The organism is Arthrobacter sp. BL-252-APC-1A (genome assembly GCF_009696625.1).
Taxonomy (GTDB): Bacteria; Actinomycetota; Actinomycetes; order Actinomycetales; family Micrococcaceae; genus Arthrobacter_B.
This window is the reverse complement of the sequence record NZ_VULS01000009.1, coordinates 65704-80903: the sequence shown is the minus strand read 5'-3', so window position 1 is coordinate 80903 and position 15200 is coordinate 65704. Positions and strand designations below refer to the sequence as shown.

Genomic DNA, 15200 nt, shown 5'->3' with positions numbered 1-15200 from the left:
GGACTTCGAACGTGAGCGACGTTGAAAACAAACTGATCATCGGCACCGCCCCCGACTCATGGGGTGTCTGGTTTCCCGAGGACCCGAAGCAGATTCCCTGGCAGCGTTTCCTGGACGAGGTTGCCGAAGCCGGATACCGCTGGATCGAACTTGGCCCCTACGGCTACCTGCCCACCGACCCGTCCCGGCTCGCCGACGAGCTGAAGGCCCGCGGCCTCTCGGTCTCCGCTGGAACGGTGTTCACTGCCTTCCACCGCGGTGTTGACCAGTGGGACATCGCCTGGGAACCTGCGCGGAAAGTCGCTGAACTGACCGCGGCGATCGGCGGCGAGCATATTGTGGTCATTCCGGCCATGTGGCGCGACGATGTCACCGGCGAACCGGTGGAGAACGGCCAGCTCAGCCCGGACCAGTGGAATGACCTGTTTGACGGGCACAACCGCCTGGGCAAGGTCCTGGCCGAGGAGTACGGACTGCAGCAGCAGTTCCACTCACACGCAGACTCACATGTCTGCGGCCAGGCGGACATCGAACGGTTCCTGCATAACACAGACCCCCAGCTGGTCACCCTCTGCCTGGACACAGGCCACGCGGAATACGGCGGCGCCAGCAGCCTGGAGCTGATCGCCAAGTACCCCGAACGCATCGGCTATCTGCACCTGAAGCAGATCGACCCTGCCGTGCTGCAGGCCGTCCGGGAGCAGAACCTCACCTGGGCTGCAGCGAACCTCGCCGGGGTTATGACCGAACCGCCGAATGGCCTGCCCGACCTGGCGCAGGTCATCAGCGCCGTCGAAGGCCTGGACCGGCCGGTGTTCGGGATTGTGGAACAGGACATGTATCCGGTGGCGGACTTCGGCATCCCGCTTCCCATCGCCAAACGCACACGCAGCTACCTGCTTTCCTGCGGGTCCCGGACCCGCGTTCACTAGTTAGAGAGAGACAGACAATGAGCCAGAACCTCCGCGTTGCCGTCATCGGTGCCGGCCGCATGGGAATTGACCACATCCAGCGCATCCACCGGCGTATCCACGGTGCCGAGGTGGCAGCCGTCGTTGACATTGCGCTGGACCGGGCCAACGCAGCGATCGCCGGGATTCCGGGCGCCGTGGCGCTCGCCGATGCCCGGGAAGCGCTTGAGAATCCGGACATCAACGCGGTGCTCATCGCCACGCCGGGTTTCCTGCACGAGGACATCCTCCACGCCGCTCTGGCCAGGGATGTGCCGATCCTGTGCGAGAAGCCGCTGACCCCGGACGCAGAGTCAGCGTGGAAGGTGGTCCAGGCCGAGGAGAAGCTGGGCCGGCAGCGGATCCAGGTAGGGTTCATGCGCCGGTTCGACGCCGAATACGCGCAGCTGGGGGAACTCATCCGCAGCGGAGAGCTCGGCGAGCTGCTGGTGCTCCACCACCAGCACCGCAACCCCTCCACCCCCGCCGGATTCACCAACGAGATGCTCATCAATGACTCCGTGGTGCACGAATTCGACGCCGTCCGGTTCTTCACCGGCGAAGAGATCACCTCCGTCCAGGTACGGATGGGCAAGCCGACCCGCAATGCCCCGGCAGGGCAGCACGACCCGCAGCATGTCCTCCTCGAAACCGAATCAGGGGTGCTCGCCGACGTGGAAATCTACGTCAATGCCCAGTACGGGTACGAGGTTGCCACGCAGGCGTCCTTTGAGTCAGGGGTTGTCAGCATCGGCGGGGATTCCGGTCCCAGTGTCCGCACCCAGGGGCGGTGGGGAGGAAAAGTCGCCCCGGGCTTCGAAGAACGGTTCGCCGCCGCGTACGACGTCGAAATCCAGGCCTGGGTGGATGCAGCGCTCCAGGACCGGATTGGCGGGCCCAGCGCCTGGGACGGGTACGCCACGGCGGCGTGCTGCGAAGCAGGTGTCGAAGCGCAGCGCACCGGAGCCAAGGTCCCGGTGCAGCTGAACACCAAGCCCGCCCTGTACAGCTAAACCCCCCGAGAAGGACCCATCAATGAAGATTGCCCTGGACCCCACACCCTTCCACTCCAGCCACTCCGTGCTGGAGTTCCCCCAGCTCGCCGCCGAGCTGGGTTACAAGTATCTTCAGCTCACCCCGCACCCGGACGTGCTGCCGTTCTTCCGGCACCCCAAGGCTGACGACGCACTGGTTGCTGACCTTCGGAAGGCCTGCGCTGAGGCGGACGTCGAGGTCGCTTCCATCCTGCCGGTCCTGCGCTGGTCCTCTCCGGATGAGAACCTCCGGCAGGCAGCCGTGCGGTACTGGAAGCGTGCCGTCCAGATCGCCGTCGACCTTGGCGTGGAGCAGATGAACACCGAATTCAGCGGCCGGCCGGAACAGCCGGAGGAATCCGAAGCGGCGTTTTACCGCTCCATGGAGGAACTGGTGCCGGTCTTTGAGCGCGAAGGCATCCACGTGGCCATCGACCCGCACCCGGACGACTTCGTTGAGGAAGGGCTGGAAGCCTTGCGGGTTATCCGCGGGGTGAACTCCCCGAACCTCGGATTCGTCTACGTCGCAGCCCATACCTTCCATATGAAAGACGACCCGGCCCGGATCATGGCCGCAGCGGGAGACCGGCTGCGCGTGGTGCACGTCGCCGACACCATGGACCACCACGCTTCCCACGGGCTGCGCTACATCACCAACCCGCCGGGCAACGCCGTGCGGGTGCACCAGCACCTGAAGATAGGCGACGGCGACGTGGACTGGCAGGAGTTCTTCGGCGGCCTGGCGGAGAACGGGTTCCTGGACCGCCCGGAGACCGTGATGGTCTCCAGCGTGTTTGGCGAGGATGAGAACGCCTTGGAAGTCTCGCGCTACCAGCTGCAGACCATGAAGGAATTTGTCGGCAGTTTCGCCTGAGGCCGGTAACGGAGAGGACACATCATGGGCACTTTGAAGGCAGACGACGCCGCGTCTTCCGCAGCCGGGGCTGAAGGCAAGCCAGAGAAGGCACTCAAGCGGATCACGGCGGTCAGCACCCTGGGCGGGCTGCTGTTTGGCTACGACACCGGCGTCATCAACGGCGCGCTTCCGTTTATGGAAGATGACCTGGGATTGACCCCCCCTGACCACCGGCATGGTCACGAGCGCACTGCTCTTTGGAGCGGCCTTCGGGGCGCTCGCCGGCGGGCGGCTCTCGGACCGCTACGGACGGCGGCGGATGATCATGGCTCTTGCGGCTGTGTTCCTCATCGGCACCCTGGGTGTCTCCTTCGCGCCGAACGTGGAGGTGATGGTTCCGTTCCGGTTTGTGCTCGGCCTGGCCGTGGGCGGCGCGTCTGCAATGGTGCCGGTCTTCCTGGCCGAGATGTCCCCGGCAGACCGCCGCGGACAGATGGTGACCCGGAACGAGCTGATGATTGTCAGCGGCCAGCTGCTGGCGTTTATCGTCAACGCTGTACTTGGCAACGTCTGGTCCGATGAACTGCACATCTGGCGCTGGATGCTCTTCCTCGCCACCCTGCCGGCGATTGCGCTGTGGCTGGGAATGCTGCGGGTGCCCGAAAGTCCGCGCTGGCTCGCCTCGATTGGCAGTTTCCCCGAGGCCTTCGAGGTGCTGAAGAAGATCCGCACGGCCGCAGTGGCACGCAAGGAGTTTGATGAAGTCCGGCAGCTGGCCCGGGAAGACTATGAAGCCAAGAAGGGCTCCTTCCGGGATCTGGGTGTGCCGTGGATGCGGCGCATTTTCCTGATCGGCGTCGGAGTGGCCATTTGCCAGCAGGTCACCGGCGTGAACTCGATCATGTACTACGGCACGGAGATCCTGAAGCAGTCCGGGTTCGGGACTGAAGCGGGCCTTACGGCCAACATAGCCAACGGTGTTATCTCAGTCCTTGCCACGTTCGTGGGCATCTGGCTGCTGGGCCGCGTGGGGCGCCGTCCCATGCTGATGGTCGGGCAGATCGGAACCATCGTAGCCCTCGCCCTGATCGGCCTGTTCTCACTGATCCTGCCCGAAGGCACCGGCCGCGGCTTTGTGATCCTGGCCCTCACGGTCAGTTTCCTGGCCTTCCAGCAGGGTGCGATTTCCCCGGTAACCTGGCTGATGCTTTCGGAGATCTTCCCGCTGAAGATCCGCGGCCTCGGCATGGGATCAACGGCGTCGTGCTGTGGATGGTGAATTTCGCCGTGGGGTTCAGCTTCCCGATTCTCACCCAGGGGATCGGGATCTCCGCGACGTTCTTTATGTTTGCCTCGATTGGTGTGCTGGCCGTGATCTTTGTGAAGCTCTACCTTCCGGAAACCCGCGGCAAGTCGCTCGAAGAGCTCGAAGAGCAGTTCCGCCGCGGGGACCCCGCAGAACTGCGCCGACCCGGCGGCGGGACCGTGGCGGCGCACTGAATGCTAGAAGGGCAGCCGCGGATCGATCTGCGTGTTGTCCCAGGTGCTGCGGACCCAGCCGTGGTGCGGGTCATCGCTGATCAGCCATTCGCGCACCCGGCCCGGTCCGGCCATCACGTTGAGGTAGTACAGGTCGTAGCCCGGCGCGGCCATGGCCGGACCGTGCCAGCCGTAGGGCACCAGGACCACGTCGCCGGTGCGGACCTCGGCGGTGACATCGATGGGGCGTTCATCGGAGGCATAGACGCGGGCGTAACCCACCGGATCCGCGCCGTCCGGCGCGCCGGCGGCGGCGCGGGTCTCGAAGTAGTAGATCTCCTCGAGGCTGGTTTCGCCGTCCTTCTCCTCGTCGTGCTTGTGCGGGGGATAGGAGGACCAGTTCCCGGCCGGGGTGAGGACCTCGCAGACAATAAAGCGGTCGGCCTCCAGAGCTGCCGGTGTGCCGAAGTTGTGCACCTGGCGGGAGCAGTTCCCGGCCCCGCGCAGCTCCACCGGGGTATCTTCGGACCGGATCAGGCGCACCGGGTATCCGGCACGGGCCGGTGCCAGGGCCACGGCCACGCGCCCGCCTTCCGGTGCGGAAACCACGACGGCGGTGTCCACGCCGGTGTAGAGCACGTCCGACGGGCCGGCGAAGACAGAGGAGCGGCCGCGCAGCTGGTACTCGGTGTCGTCCACGCTCACCGAAAGAGCGCCTTCGAGCGGAATGATGATCCGTTCCTCGGCTTCAGCGCTGAGTTTCACGGCTTCCCCGGGTTGCAGCCGGGCTGTCTTGAGGCCCGTGTGCTCCCAGCCGGCCGGGCAGACGGCGGTGTCCCCGGCTCCGAGCGAGATGTCCCAGGTGCCGTCTCCGGCGCTGCCCAGCGGATAGACCCACTGTGATGATTCGGCCATGCTGCTTTCCTTCCGCTGGAGGGGGATTCTTAGCGCTGAACGAGTGTCATTTCGAAGCTGTAGGAATCGGCGCGGTACACGTGGTGCCCGGTTTCCACGCTGCGTCCGGCGTCGTCGACTGCGGTGCGCTCCATGGTCACCAAAGCCGACCCCGGCTCGGCGGTCAGCAGTCTGGCCTGCCGTTCATCGGCGACGACGGCGCCGATGCGCTGGCTGGCCAGCCGAAAGTTCACGCCGGCGTCGCGAAGGAGCTGGTAAAGGCCGTGGCGGCGGAGCCCGTCTTCGGTGATCTCGGTGATGTCGTCCCGGACCCAGTTCTCCATCAGCGCCAGCGGCTTGCCGTCAACACTGCGCAGCCGCGTGAAGTGGTAGACGTTCACCCCGGCGGGCAGGTCCAGGGAACGGGCGACGGCGGTGTCCGCCTTGCCGTGCCGGAACTCCAGGACCTCCGTGGCTGGTTTCTGGCCGGTGCGCTGCAGGTCGTCAAAGAGGCTGGAAAGCTCCAGGTTGCGCCGGACCTGGCTGGAAACCACCTGTGTTCCAACCCCGCGCTTGCGGACCAGCAGCCCGGAGCGGACCAGTTCATCCATGGCCTTGCGCATGGTGGGGCGGGAGAGGTTCAGCCGGCTGGCCAGCTCGATTTCATTCTCCAGCCGCGAGCCGGATTCCAGGGTTCCGCTGCGGATGGCGGCTTCAATGCCCTGTACCACCTGGTGGTAGAGGGGCACGGGGGAGGACCTGTCGATGGGGATGTTAAGTTCCACGGCCGTTCCTCCTTTGCCGGTCGGTTTATAGAGCGCCGGTCTGGTCTAAATGACAGGACAATCTGTCTTTTGGTCGATGGTAGCAGTGGCGGCCGTAATCGCGGAGGGGTTTTGCGGTTTGCCGGATTCCGGGTGCGCCGAAAGGGCCTCAGGGCGTCCTATTGTGAATATGTCCTGACATACTATTGACTTTTGTGATGCCCGTCACCATGCTTATGCCCGAGGGGCAGATACGGGCGATGGTGCCTGGGACGCCCACCGGCCTCGCCGGGGCCGGTTCACGGAAGACAAAGGAGATTCTCGTGTCACACAAGCATTCCTGGCGAAGATTTGCCGCTGCGTCAGTATTGGTTCCCATGCTGGCACTGGCTGCCTGCTCCAGCAGCGGAGGGCGTGAACCCGAAGCTGATTCCGAGGCCGGCGGCGAGGTTGCCGGGACCGAACGCATGAACATCGCACTGATCACCCACGCAGCACCCGGGGACACCTTCTGGGACATTGTCCGCAAGGGCGCCGAAGAGGCAGCCGCCAAGGACAACGTTGAGCTGCAGTACCTCTCCGACCCGGAAGGCGGCCGCCAGGCCCAGCTGATAGAGCAGGCCGTGGATCAGGGTGTGGACGGCATTGCCGTTACCCTCGCCAAGCCGGATGCCCTGGCGTCGGCCCTGAAGAAGGCAGCGGACGCCGGCATCCCGGTGGTGAGCCTGAACGCCGGCGAAGACCGTTCCGCCGAACTCGGTGCCTTTACCCACTTTGGTTCCAACGAGGTCCTGGCCGGCGAGGCAGTCGGCGAACGGCTCTCGGCTGACGGGTACACGAACCCCATTTGCGTCATCCAGGAGCAGGGCCATGTTGGTCTGGAGAACCGCTGTGCGGGTGTGAAGTCCATCATCCCGGCAACGGAAATCCTGTACGTGCAGGGCACCGACATGACCCAGGTCCAGTCCACCGTCACTGCCAAACTGCAGGCCACGGACGCCGCCGACGTCGTTATTGGCCTCGGCGCCCCGTACACCCTGACCATCCTGCAGGCCGTCGAAACAGCCGGCAGCGAGGCAAAGGTTGCGTCCTTCGATATGAACTCGGAGATGGCGCAGAAAATCGCGGACGGTGAAGTGATCTTCACCGTTGACCAGCAGCCGTGGCTGCAGGGCTACGGATCGATCGATGCCCTTTGGCAGAGCGTGCGCGGCGGCTTCAAGATCGGCGGCGGTCAGCCGGTGCTGACCGGGCCCACCATCGTTGACCAGCAGAGCGCCACCGACGTGCTGGAGTTCGCCGAGCAGGGCGTACGCTAATCCACCCCCAAGCTGCGGCGGAGGACTGTGTGCTCCGCCGCAGCGCCAAGGAGAACTGACATGACCCTTACGGCAACTCCTCCCGCCGCGGATGAACGGGTAGGCAAAAAAAGCACCCTGAGCCGGCTGCTCGGCCGTCCCGAAATCGGGGCCCTGGTCGGCGCCGTCGCCCTCTTCGTATTCTTCTCCGCCGTGGCACCGGTGTTCCTGCAGCCGGGCTCGATCGCGACGGTCCTGTACGGCGCATCCACCATCGGCATTATGGCCGTGGGCGTCTCGCTGCTGATGATAGGCGGTGAATTCGATCTCTCCACCGGCGTCGCCGTGATCAGCTCCGCCCTGATGGCCTCGCTTTTCAGCTGGTACTTCTCCACCAACGTGTGGGTGGGCGTGGTGCTGGCGCTGGCCATGTCCCTGGGCGTCGGGTTCATCAACGGCTGGATCCTGATCAAGACCAAGCTCCCCTCCTTCATCGTCACGCTGGCCACCTTCCTCATGCTGACCGGACTGAACCTCGGCCTGACCCGTGCCATCGGCGGCAGCGTCTCCACGCCGTCGATCGCCAGCATGGACGGCTTCGAGTCAGCGCGCGCCATCTTCGCCTCCTCCGTGAACATCGGCGGCATCGACGTGAAGATCACCGTGTTCATCTGGATTGCCATGGTGGCCGTTGCCTCCTGGATCCTGCTGCGCACCCGGGTAGGGAACTGGATCTTCGCCGCCGGCGGTGACGCCAACGCAGCCCGCGCCGTCGGCGTTCCGGTGGTGCGCACCAAGATCGGGCTGTTCATGGGGGTCGGCTTCTGCGCCTGGGTCCTGGGCATGCACAACCTGTTCGCCTTCTCCACGGTGCAGTCCGGTGAAGGCGTGGGCAACGAATTCCTCTACATCATTGCCGCTGTGATTGGCGGATGCCTGCTAACCGGCGGCTACGGCTCTGCAATTGGCGGAGCGATCGGCGCGTTCATCTTCGGCATGGCGAACAAGGGCATTGTCTATGCCGAATGGAACCCGGACTGGTTCAAGTTCTTCCTGGGCCTGATGCTGCTGCTGGCCACAATCGTGAACCTGATGGTCAAGCGCCGCGCCGAGCAGCAGTAACCGCAACTTCCCGCAATTTTTAGGACGGAAAAGCCATGGAAAACAACGGGATCAGCCAGGACGCGCTGCTGAAGGACCAGAAGGACCCGCTGACCAGCACTCCGGTGCACCTGCTGGAACTGGACGGTGTGGGCAAGCACTACGGCAACATCATCGCCCTGCGGGATGTGACCATGGCGGTCGACGCCGGCCGGGTCACCTGCGTGCTGGGGGACAACGGTGCCGGGAAGTCGACGCTGATCAAGATCATCGCCGGGCTGCACAAGCACGACGAGGGCACGTTCAGCATCTTCGGCGAACCCAGGCACCTCAGCTCCCCGCGGGAGGCACTGGACGCCGGTATCGCCGCGGTGTACCAGGACCTGGCCGTGGTGTCCCTGATGCCTATCTGGCGTAATTTCTTCCTCGGGTCCGAGTTGACCAAGGGATCCGGGCCGTTCCGGCGGCTGGATGTGGAAGAGATGAAGCGGATCACCAAGCATGAGCTGCAGGAGATGGGGATCGACCTGCGCGACGTCGAACAGCCCATTGGCCAGCTCTCCGGCGGTGAGCGGCAGTGTGTTGCCATTGCGCGCGCCGTGTACTTCGGGGCCAAGGTGCTGATCCTGGATGAGCCCACCGCGGCGCTGGGCGTGAAGCAGTCCGGCGTGGTGCTCCGGTACATCCTGCAGGCCCGGGACCGCGGGCTGGGAGTCATCTTCATTACCCACAACCCGCACCACGCGTATCCGGTGGGGGACCGGTTCCTCCTGCTCAAGCGCGGCAAGTCCATTGGGTACTACAACAAGAAGGACATCACGCTGGAAGAGCTCACCGGGCAGATGGCCGGCGGCGCGGAACTGAGCGAACTCGCACATGAACTCGAAGCCCTCGGCAGCCACAGCGACGTGCTGGCGGAAGTCGAGGCTGAGGTCGTGCAGACCGAAACCACCCGCGGCTGAACGTGGGCACGCTGACCCTGGGCCTGGCCGGTGCCGGCAGGATCGGTGCCATGCATGCCGCGAACATCGCCTCGCTGCGGCATAAAAGCCTGGACGTCCGGCTGCTTATTACCGACGTCGCGGCCGAGCATGGGCGCGCAGTGGCAGCTTCCGCCGGGGCCGGGTTCCTGCCTGATCTCCGCGCGATGTTCGGGGCCGGCCTCGACGGGCTGGTGATCGCGACCGGAACAGCGACACATCCGGATCTCATCCGGGCCGGGGTGGACGCCGGCATCCCGGTGTTCGTCGAGAAACCGGTGGCCGCCAGCGTTGCAGGGGCCCTGCCGGTACTGGAGTTCATCCGGGACCGCGGCGGGGTGGTGCAGGTGGGACACCAGCGCCGGTTCGACACCGGCTACCTGGAAGCCAAGCGGCAGTTCGAGGCAGGGGAACTGGGCTGGCTGCATTCCTTCCGGGCAGTCACTGCGGACATGGCTCCGCCGCCGGTGGGATTCCTGGCGACGTCCGGCGGTCTGTTCCGGGACTGCTCCGTGCACGATTTCGACGTGCTGCGCTGGCTCACCGGCCGCGAAATCACCGAGGTCTACGCGCGAGGGTCAAACAACGGCGACCCCGCCATCGGGGCGGTGGGGGATGTGGACACGGCGCTCGCCCTCGTGACGCTCGACGACGGCACGTTGGGCACGGTGGCGGCCACCCGTTACAACGGGGCCGGGCATGATGTGCGGCTGGAGCTTCAGGGGTCGCGGTCCTCCGTGATGGTGGGCCTGGATGACCGGCTGGCCATGCGTTCGGCCGAGTCCGGCGTGGTATTTCCCGCCGGTCCGCCGCACGCCGCCTTCGCCGAGCGGTTTGATGCGGCTTACCGCGCCGAGATGCTCGCGTTCGTGGAACTGATCCTGGGGGAGCGGGAGAATCCGTGCCCGCCCGAGGACGCTGTTGCTGCCTCCCGGGTGGCCGACGCCGCGCAGCTTTCACTGGAGACCGGGGCGCCGGTGAAGGTGGAGGGGTAGCCGGAGTCTGAGGGCCGGGGTAGCGGGCCCGGTTAGGCCAGCGCCGGGGAAACGGTCCGCCGGACGGTAAATGCCTCACGGAAACGGCCCAGGGCCAGCGCGCTGTCCGATTCGGCCCACGCCTCCATCCCGACCGTCCCCGTGTAGCCGGCTGCCTCCAGCATCCGGGCGATGTTGGGGTAGTTGATTTCCCCGGTGCCGGGTTCGCAGCGTCCCGGCACGTCCGCCACCTGGATCTCGCCGACGTGCGGAAGGGTGCGGCCGAGCAAATCGATCAGGTTCCCCTCGCCAATCTGCGCGTGGTACAGATCCAGCATCATCTTGATGTTCGGATGCGCTGCGGCTTCAACCAGTGCCAGGGTGTCCTTCGCCCGGGCCAGTGGAATCCCGGGATGGTCGACGATGGTATTCAGGTTCTCGAGCGCAAACACAATGCCGTGCCGGGCTCCCAGGTCACCGAGTTTCTCGAGCGTCCGTACTGCGGTAAGCCACATGGCTCCGGAGGCCCGGTAGGCAGGGGTGGCCGCCTTTCCGTCGATCAGCCGGGCTGGGTGGACCACCATGCGGCTGACCCCCAGTTCCAGCGCAGTGGGAATCAGCTCCTCCGCCGTGCGGACAACATCGGCGGAAGTGTCCGGATCAATCAGGCTGCCGGCCGAATAGCCGGTCATGGAGGAGAAGACGGCTCCGCTGGCAGCCAGCCCGGCGACGTCGTGCGTGCGCGTATCCCAGAGCTCGACGTCGAACCCGGCATCGGTGATCCGCCGGACCCGCTCGGCCATCGGCAGGTCCAGGAACACCATCTCCGCGCATACGGCCAGCCGGAATCCGGCGGTTTCCTGCGGTTCAGGCGCGCTCACCGCGTCCCCTCCCCGGCGGCGACGGCGACAGGCCGGGAGGATTCCAGCCTCACGGGTGCGCCCGTCTTCACCGCTTCGATGCAGGCCAGCGCCAGGGCCAGTGCGGCACGGGCGTCGGCACCGCCGGGGGCAGCCGGTCCCGGCGCCTGGATGCCGTCCCGGCGGCTGCGGATGGTGTCCGCAAACGCTGCGATCTCCGCGGTGTAGGCCCCGGCGAACAGCTCGACGTTCAGCCGCGGCGTGGCCCCGCCGTAGCCGGCAGCCGTGTAGCTGGTGGCGGCAGTCTGTTGCAGTGAACCGGCCTGGACCATCCCGGCGGAGCCGAAGACTTCGCCCCGCACGTCATAGCCATAGAGGGCGCTGAAGTTCGCCTCGGCTACGGCAATGGCTCCGTTGCTGTACCGGATGGTCACCACCGCGGTGTCCAGAAAGCCGGTGTCCCTGAGGGAGGGTTCCACCAGGGCATCGGCCATCACCTGGACCTCTTCGGCCACGGCGCCTTCGTTGAACCAGTTCAGGGTGTCGAAGTCGTGGATCAGTGTCTCGAGGAAGATGGTCCACGGCGGAGTCCGCTCTGCGCCGGGCAGGGCATCGGCGTTGTTAGGGTCCCGGGTGAGGGAGCGCAGCAGCCGCGGTGTCCCTACGGTACCCGCGTCCAACGCGTTTTTGGCGGCGGCAAAGTCGGGTGCGAACCGGCGGTTGAAGCCGATCTGGAGTTCGACTCCGGCATCCCGGACCGCGGCCAGTGCCGAGTCGAGCTCGGCCAGGCTGGTAGCAGCGGGCTTCTCGCAGAACACGTGCTTTCCTGCCGCTGCTGCGGCGGAGATTAGGGATGCGTGGAACCGTGCCGGCGCTGCGATGATAACGCCGTCGACCGCCGAATCAGCCAGCACATCGGCGGGATCCGCCGTCACCTTTGCGACGCCCAGGCGCTCTGCAAGTTCGCCGGCGGAGGCCAGAGCCGGATCCGCGATGGCTTCGAGCTGCACCCCGCCAAGCCTCGTGGCGGCGGTCTCGGCGTGGAAGGCGCCCATCCAGCCGGAGCCGATCAGGGCGAGCCGCACCGGTGCGGACTCTTCGGTGCGTTGGGGAACGTAGGCCATGGGTGCTCCTGCGAAGTGGATTGGGCAGTCGGTTTTGTGGGGACTAGATCGATCTAGTGGGATCGTTGACCATACTCTGGCACGTGCAGGCGGCTGTGTCTAGATCGTTCTAGGATGGGTTCAGCCGGACAGGGAGCCGGCAGTTGTAAGTCGCCTGCTAGCCAGGTCTGACGTACGGAGGACACAGCATGCCGGAAGCAGCCGCCCGGCCCGGGCGCAGGGTGACGCTCGCCGACGTCGCGGCCGAGGCAGGAGTGTCCCGCGCCCTGGCGTCCATCGTGATGCGCGGCGCTCCGGGGGCAAGCGAAGCCACCCGGGACCGTGTGCAGGAAGTGGCCCGCTCACTGGGATACCGCCCCGATTCCCGGGCACGCCTGCTGCGGAGCAGCCGCACCCGGCTGCTGGGCGTCACCTTCACGCTGGCCGAACCGTTCCATGCCGAGGTGGTGGAATCGGTGTATGCCGCGGCAGAGGACGCCGGATTTGAGCTGGCGCTCAGCGCTGTCAGCCCGCAGCGGTCCGAAGCCCGGGCGGTCGAATCCCTTCTGGACCTGGGGGTGGAAGCGCTGCTGATGATTGCCCCGTCAACGCCGGCTGACGGGCTGGCCGGCCATGCCCGCCAGCTGCCGGTGGTGACCTTGCTCAGCCCGGCAGAGGTGAACGGCGTCGACCGGGTCCGGAGCGACGACGGCGCCGGGATCCGGGCCGCCGTGGATCATCTCGTGGGCCTGGGGCACCGGAAGATTATCCACCTTGACGGGTCCGGCGCCGTGTCCGCTGCCGAGCGCAGCAGCGCCTACCGGGACGCGATGGCAGCGCATGGGCTAGCCGGCGATATCCGTGTCCTCCGCGGCGGTGCCGGTGAAGAGGACGGCCTGCGCGCCGGCGGGGAACTGCTGGCAGGGGAGCTGCCGAGCGCCGTCGTGGTGTTCAATGACCGCTGCGCCCTGGGTGTGCTGGAGGCAGTGCGCCGCTCCGGGCTCAGTGTTCCCGGAGAGTTCTCGCTGACCGGTTATGACGACAGCCAGCTTGCCCGCCTGAGCCACGTGCAGCTGACCACCGTCAGCCAGCAGGCGCCGCTGCTGGCCGAAGCTGCCGTCGCCTGCGCCGCGGCACGCCTGGAGAACCGTGAACCGTCCGGACTGGTGCACCCGCCCCGGCTCGTGGTCCGCTCCACCACCGGCCCTGCTGCACCCAGACGCTAAGACCTCGAACGGCACCGGCGGCGCTAGCGGCGCACCGGGTAGCACAGGTGCAGCACCCGGCTGCCCTGCAGCACCACGTCCGGGTCCCGCAGCAGGTGTTCGGCGTGCACCGCGCCGAAGTAGCGTTTCCCGGCGCCGAGGACCACGGGGACCATGTCCATCCGTACCTCGTCCACCAGCCCGGCAGCGAACACCTGCCCGCCGACGTCGCCCGCTGCCACCTCCACAACCCGGTCCCCGGCAAGTTCCTGCGCCCGTTCCATAGCTTGCTGGATGCTGCCGGCGAAGGTGAACGGTGCTTCCCGGTCCCAGCCGTCGGGCGGCGGCCGATGCGTCACGACCACCACATGGGGAACGCCGCCCGGAGGCTGTCCGCCCCAGCCGTCTGTCAGGTCGAACACGTGCCGCCCGACGACGGTCGCGCCGATTGAATCCCAGTATGGCCGGGTGTGGTCGAAGGACACCTGCGAAACCTTTAGGAGTCCGCTCTCATCCAGCGGCACGTCCCCGCCGAGCAGCCACTCGAAGAGCGATCCGGGCTGGTCCTGCGCATCAGCGATGAACCCGTCGAGTGACACCGTGCTGTTCAGAACGACCTTGCCCATGGGTGCTCCTGGAGATGGTGGAGGGAAGCCAGGCCGTAAGTATGGCCGATGTGGGCCGGGCGGACCAGCCCCGCGGTGGGCGGTGCCCGGGGTGGCGGTGCACCCGGGTTTGCTGCGCTGCCGCGGCGTCGGAACTACTCTCCCAACTGGGGGACAACGCATGTAGCTTGTGAGCCGCAGTCAGGAATCAATGGTGTTTCTTGACCAGACGACGGATGAAGGAATCCCTCATGGGCAAGCTCGACGGAAAAGTAGCGTTCATCACCGGTGCGGCACGGGGCCAGGGCCGAAGCCACGCGATCAAACTGGCGGAGGAGGGTGCCGACATCATTGCTGTCGACATCTGCAGCCAGATCGCGTCAGTTGAATATGACATGGCCACCCCCGAAGACCTGGACGAAACAGTGCGCCTCGTCGAAGCTCTCGACCGCCGCATCTTCGCCCAGCAGGCTGACGTCCGCGATCTCGCCGCCCTCGAGAAGGCGTGAAGGAAGGCGAAGTTGCTATCGGACCCATCGACATCATCCTGGCCAATGCGGGCATCGCTCCCCTGGGACTGAGCGGCGATCGTGAGCAGCCTTTTGCCGATGTAGTCGATGTCAATCTCACAGGTGTCTACAACACGGTGATGGCTGCTGTCCCAAGCCTCATCACCAAGCAGGCGGGGTCTATCGTGCTGACGAGTTCCACCCAGGGACTCAAGGGAACCGGAGGCAACGGTGGTGCCGGTGGAACCGGGTATGCCGCCGCCAAACACGGAGTCGTGGGGCTCATGAGATCGTTCGCCAACTGGCTGAGCCCGCAGAACATCCGCGTCAACTCGATCCACCCGACGGGAGTGGCGACCAAAATGATCCAGAATCCGATCATCGAGAAACTGTTCGCCGACAACCCGGGAAGCGGCGACGCCGTCCAGAACCTTATTCCTGTTCCCTGGGTCGAGGCGAGGGATATCTCCAACGCGGTTGCTTTCCTGGTGAGCGACGACGCCCGGTACATCACCGGTGTGACTCTCCCCGTGGATGCGGGCTTCAACGCTCGCTGAGGCTGGGGCCTGCCGCACCCCGAACCTTAAC

General features: G+C 66.0%; 15 protein-coding genes and 1 pseudogene. 11 read left to right on the top strand and 5 right to left on the bottom strand.

Going from position 1 to position 15200, the window contains the following annotated elements:
* The first annotated feature begins 11 nt into the window (after positions 1 to 11).
* The 4 genes and pseudogenes from FYJ28_RS13685 (at position 12) to FYJ28_RS13670 (ending at position 4340) form a co-directional block, all read left to right on the top strand.
* Positions 12 to 932 (top strand): sugar phosphate isomerase/epimerase family protein, encoded by a 921-nt coding sequence (locus FYJ28_RS13685; RefSeq protein WP_326831727.1) that lies wholly within the window; start codon positions 12 to 14, stop codon positions 930 to 932.
* Positions 933 to 949: 17 nt separating this feature from the next.
* A complete protein-coding gene (locus FYJ28_RS13680) occupies positions 950 to 1963 on the top strand; it encodes a Gfo/Idh/MocA family protein (protein WP_154579668.1) in 1014 nt (337 codons plus the stop codon).
* Positions 1964 to 1985: 22 nt separating this feature from the next.
* Positions 1986 to 2858 (top strand): sugar phosphate isomerase/epimerase family protein, encoded by an 873-nt coding sequence (locus FYJ28_RS13675; RefSeq protein ID WP_154579667.1) that lies wholly within the window; start codon positions 1986 to 1988, stop codon positions 2856 to 2858.
* Positions 2859 to 3075: 217 nt separating this feature from the next.
* Positions 3076 to 4340, top strand: a pseudogene (locus tag FYJ28_RS13670) (sugar porter family MFS transporter).
* A 3-nt stretch (positions 4341 to 4343) separates the two neighbouring features.
* Here FYJ28_RS13670 and iolB read toward each other — a convergent pair.
* Both iolB and FYJ28_RS13660 read right to left on the bottom strand, forming a co-directional pair.
* Complete coding sequence (gene iolB, locus FYJ28_RS13665) at positions 4344 to 5234, bottom strand: 5-deoxy-glucuronate isomerase (RefSeq protein ID WP_154579666.1); 891 nt, start codon at positions 5232 to 5234, stop codon at positions 4344 to 4346.
* A gap of 29 nt (positions 5235 to 5263) precedes the next feature.
* On the bottom strand, positions 5264 to 5998 hold the full coding sequence (locus FYJ28_RS13660) for a GntR family transcriptional regulator (protein ID WP_326831724.1): 735 nt from the start codon (positions 5996 to 5998) through the stop codon (positions 5264 to 5266).
* 356 nt (positions 5999 to 6354) lie between these two features.
* Here FYJ28_RS13660 and FYJ28_RS13655 point away from each other — a divergent pair, with 356 nt between their 5' ends.
* From FYJ28_RS13655 to FYJ28_RS13640, 4 genes are read left to right on the top strand one after another with little or no spacing between them, the layout of a single operon-like run.
* On the top strand, positions 6355 to 7296 hold the full coding sequence (locus FYJ28_RS13655) for a substrate-binding domain-containing protein (protein ID WP_229780479.1): 942 nt from the start codon (positions 6355 to 6357) through the stop codon (positions 7294 to 7296).
* Positions 7297 to 7356: 60 nt separating this feature from the next.
* Positions 7357 to 8397 carry an ABC transporter permease gene (locus FYJ28_RS13650; protein WP_154579664.1) on the top strand — a complete coding sequence of 347 codons (1041 nt, stop codon included), beginning with the start codon at positions 7357 to 7359 and terminating at the stop codon, positions 8395 to 8397.
* Positions 8398 to 8432: 35 nt separating this feature from the next.
* Positions 8433 to 9338, top strand: coding sequence for an ATP-binding cassette domain-containing protein (locus FYJ28_RS13645; RefSeq protein WP_154579663.1), 906 nt, complete (start codon positions 8433 to 8435; stop codon positions 9336 to 9338).
* Between the two features lie 2 nt (positions 9339 to 9340).
* A complete protein-coding gene (locus FYJ28_RS13640) occupies positions 9341 to 10351 on the top strand; it encodes a Gfo/Idh/MocA family oxidoreductase (RefSeq protein ID WP_326831723.1) in 1011 nt (336 codons plus the stop codon).
* Positions 10352 to 10383: 32 nt separating this feature from the next.
* Here the strand turns inward: FYJ28_RS13640 and FYJ28_RS13635 are convergent, their stop codons facing one another.
* Positions 10384 to 11154, bottom strand: coding sequence for a TIM barrel protein (locus tag FYJ28_RS13635; RefSeq protein WP_154579740.1), 771 nt, complete (start codon positions 11152 to 11154; stop codon positions 10384 to 10386).
* A gap of 53 nt (positions 11155 to 11207) precedes the next feature.
* On the bottom strand, positions 11208 to 12314 hold the full coding sequence (locus FYJ28_RS13630) for a Gfo/Idh/MocA family oxidoreductase (protein WP_154579662.1): 1107 nt from the start codon (positions 12312 to 12314) through the stop codon (positions 11208 to 11210).
* Between the two features lie 188 nt (positions 12315 to 12502).
* Between FYJ28_RS13630 and FYJ28_RS13625 the strand changes: the two genes are divergently transcribed.
* Positions 12503 to 13519 (top strand): LacI family DNA-binding transcriptional regulator, encoded by a 1017-nt coding sequence (locus tag FYJ28_RS13625; protein ID WP_154579661.1) that lies wholly within the window; start codon positions 12503 to 12505, stop codon positions 13517 to 13519.
* Positions 13520 to 13542: 23 nt separating this feature from the next.
* On the opposite strand, the gene FYJ28_RS13620 is transcribed toward FYJ28_RS13625, so the two are convergent.
* Positions 13543 to 14124 (bottom strand): dihydrofolate reductase family protein, encoded by a 582-nt coding sequence (locus FYJ28_RS13620; protein WP_154579660.1) that lies wholly within the window; start codon positions 14122 to 14124, stop codon positions 13543 to 13545.
* A 215-nt stretch (positions 14125 to 14339) separates the two neighbouring features.
* On the opposite strand from FYJ28_RS13620, the gene FYJ28_RS17645 reads away from it, so the two are divergent.
* The gene (locus FYJ28_RS17645; RefSeq protein ID WP_326831722.1) at positions 14340 to 14612 is read left to right on the top strand and encodes an SDR family NAD(P)-dependent oxidoreductase; all 273 of its coding nucleotides are present in this window, start codon (positions 14340 to 14342) and stop codon (positions 14610 to 14612) included.
* On the top strand, positions 14609 to 15169 hold the full coding sequence (locus FYJ28_RS13615; RefSeq protein ID WP_326831721.1) for an SDR family oxidoreductase: 561 nt from the start codon (positions 14609 to 14611) through the stop codon (positions 15167 to 15169). Before FYJ28_RS17645 ends, FYJ28_RS13615 begins: the two co-directional genes overlap by 4 nt.
* The last annotated feature ends 31 nt before the right edge of the window (positions 15170 to 15200 follow it).

What these genes read in the sequence shown, in the direction of transcription:
- FYJ28_RS13620 (WP_154579660.1), bottom strand. Translation starts at nt 14,124, where the DNA reads ATGGGCAAGGTCGTTCTGAACAGCACGGTGTCACTCGACGGGTTCATC.
- FYJ28_RS13650 (WP_154579664.1), top strand. Translation starts at nt 7,357, where the DNA reads ATGACCCTTACGGCAACTCCTCCCGCCGCGGATGAACGGGTAGGCAAA.
- FYJ28_RS13655 (WP_229780479.1), top strand. Translation starts at nt 6,355, where the DNA reads ATGCTGGCACTGGCTGCCTGCTCCAGCAGCGGAGGGCGTGAACCCGAA.
- FYJ28_RS13635 (WP_154579740.1), bottom strand. Translation starts at nt 11,154, where the DNA reads ATGGTGTTCCTGGACCTGCCGATGGCCGAGCGGGTCCGGCGGATCACC.
- FYJ28_RS13645 (WP_154579663.1), top strand. Translation starts at nt 8,433, where the DNA reads ATGGAAAACAACGGGATCAGCCAGGACGCGCTGCTGAAGGACCAGAAG.
- FYJ28_RS13630 (WP_154579662.1), bottom strand. Translation starts at nt 12,314, where the DNA reads ATGGCCTACGTTCCCCAACGCACCGAAGAGTCCGCACCGGTGCGGCTC.
- iolB (WP_154579666.1), bottom strand. Translation starts at nt 5,234, where the DNA reads ATGGCCGAATCATCACAGTGGGTCTATCCGCTGGGCAGCGCCGGAGAC.
- FYJ28_RS13680 (WP_154579668.1), top strand. Translation starts at nt 950, where the DNA reads ATGAGCCAGAACCTCCGCGTTGCCGTCATCGGTGCCGGCCGCATGGGA.
- FYJ28_RS17645 (WP_326831722.1), top strand. Translation starts at nt 14,340, where the DNA reads ATGAAGGAATCCCTCATGGGCAAGCTCGACGGAAAAGTAGCGTTCATC.
- FYJ28_RS13625 (WP_154579661.1), top strand. Translation starts at nt 12,503, where the DNA reads ATGCCGGAAGCAGCCGCCCGGCCCGGGCGCAGGGTGACGCTCGCCGAC.
- FYJ28_RS13675 (WP_154579667.1), top strand. Translation starts at nt 1,986, where the DNA reads ATGAAGATTGCCCTGGACCCCACACCCTTCCACTCCAGCCACTCCGTG.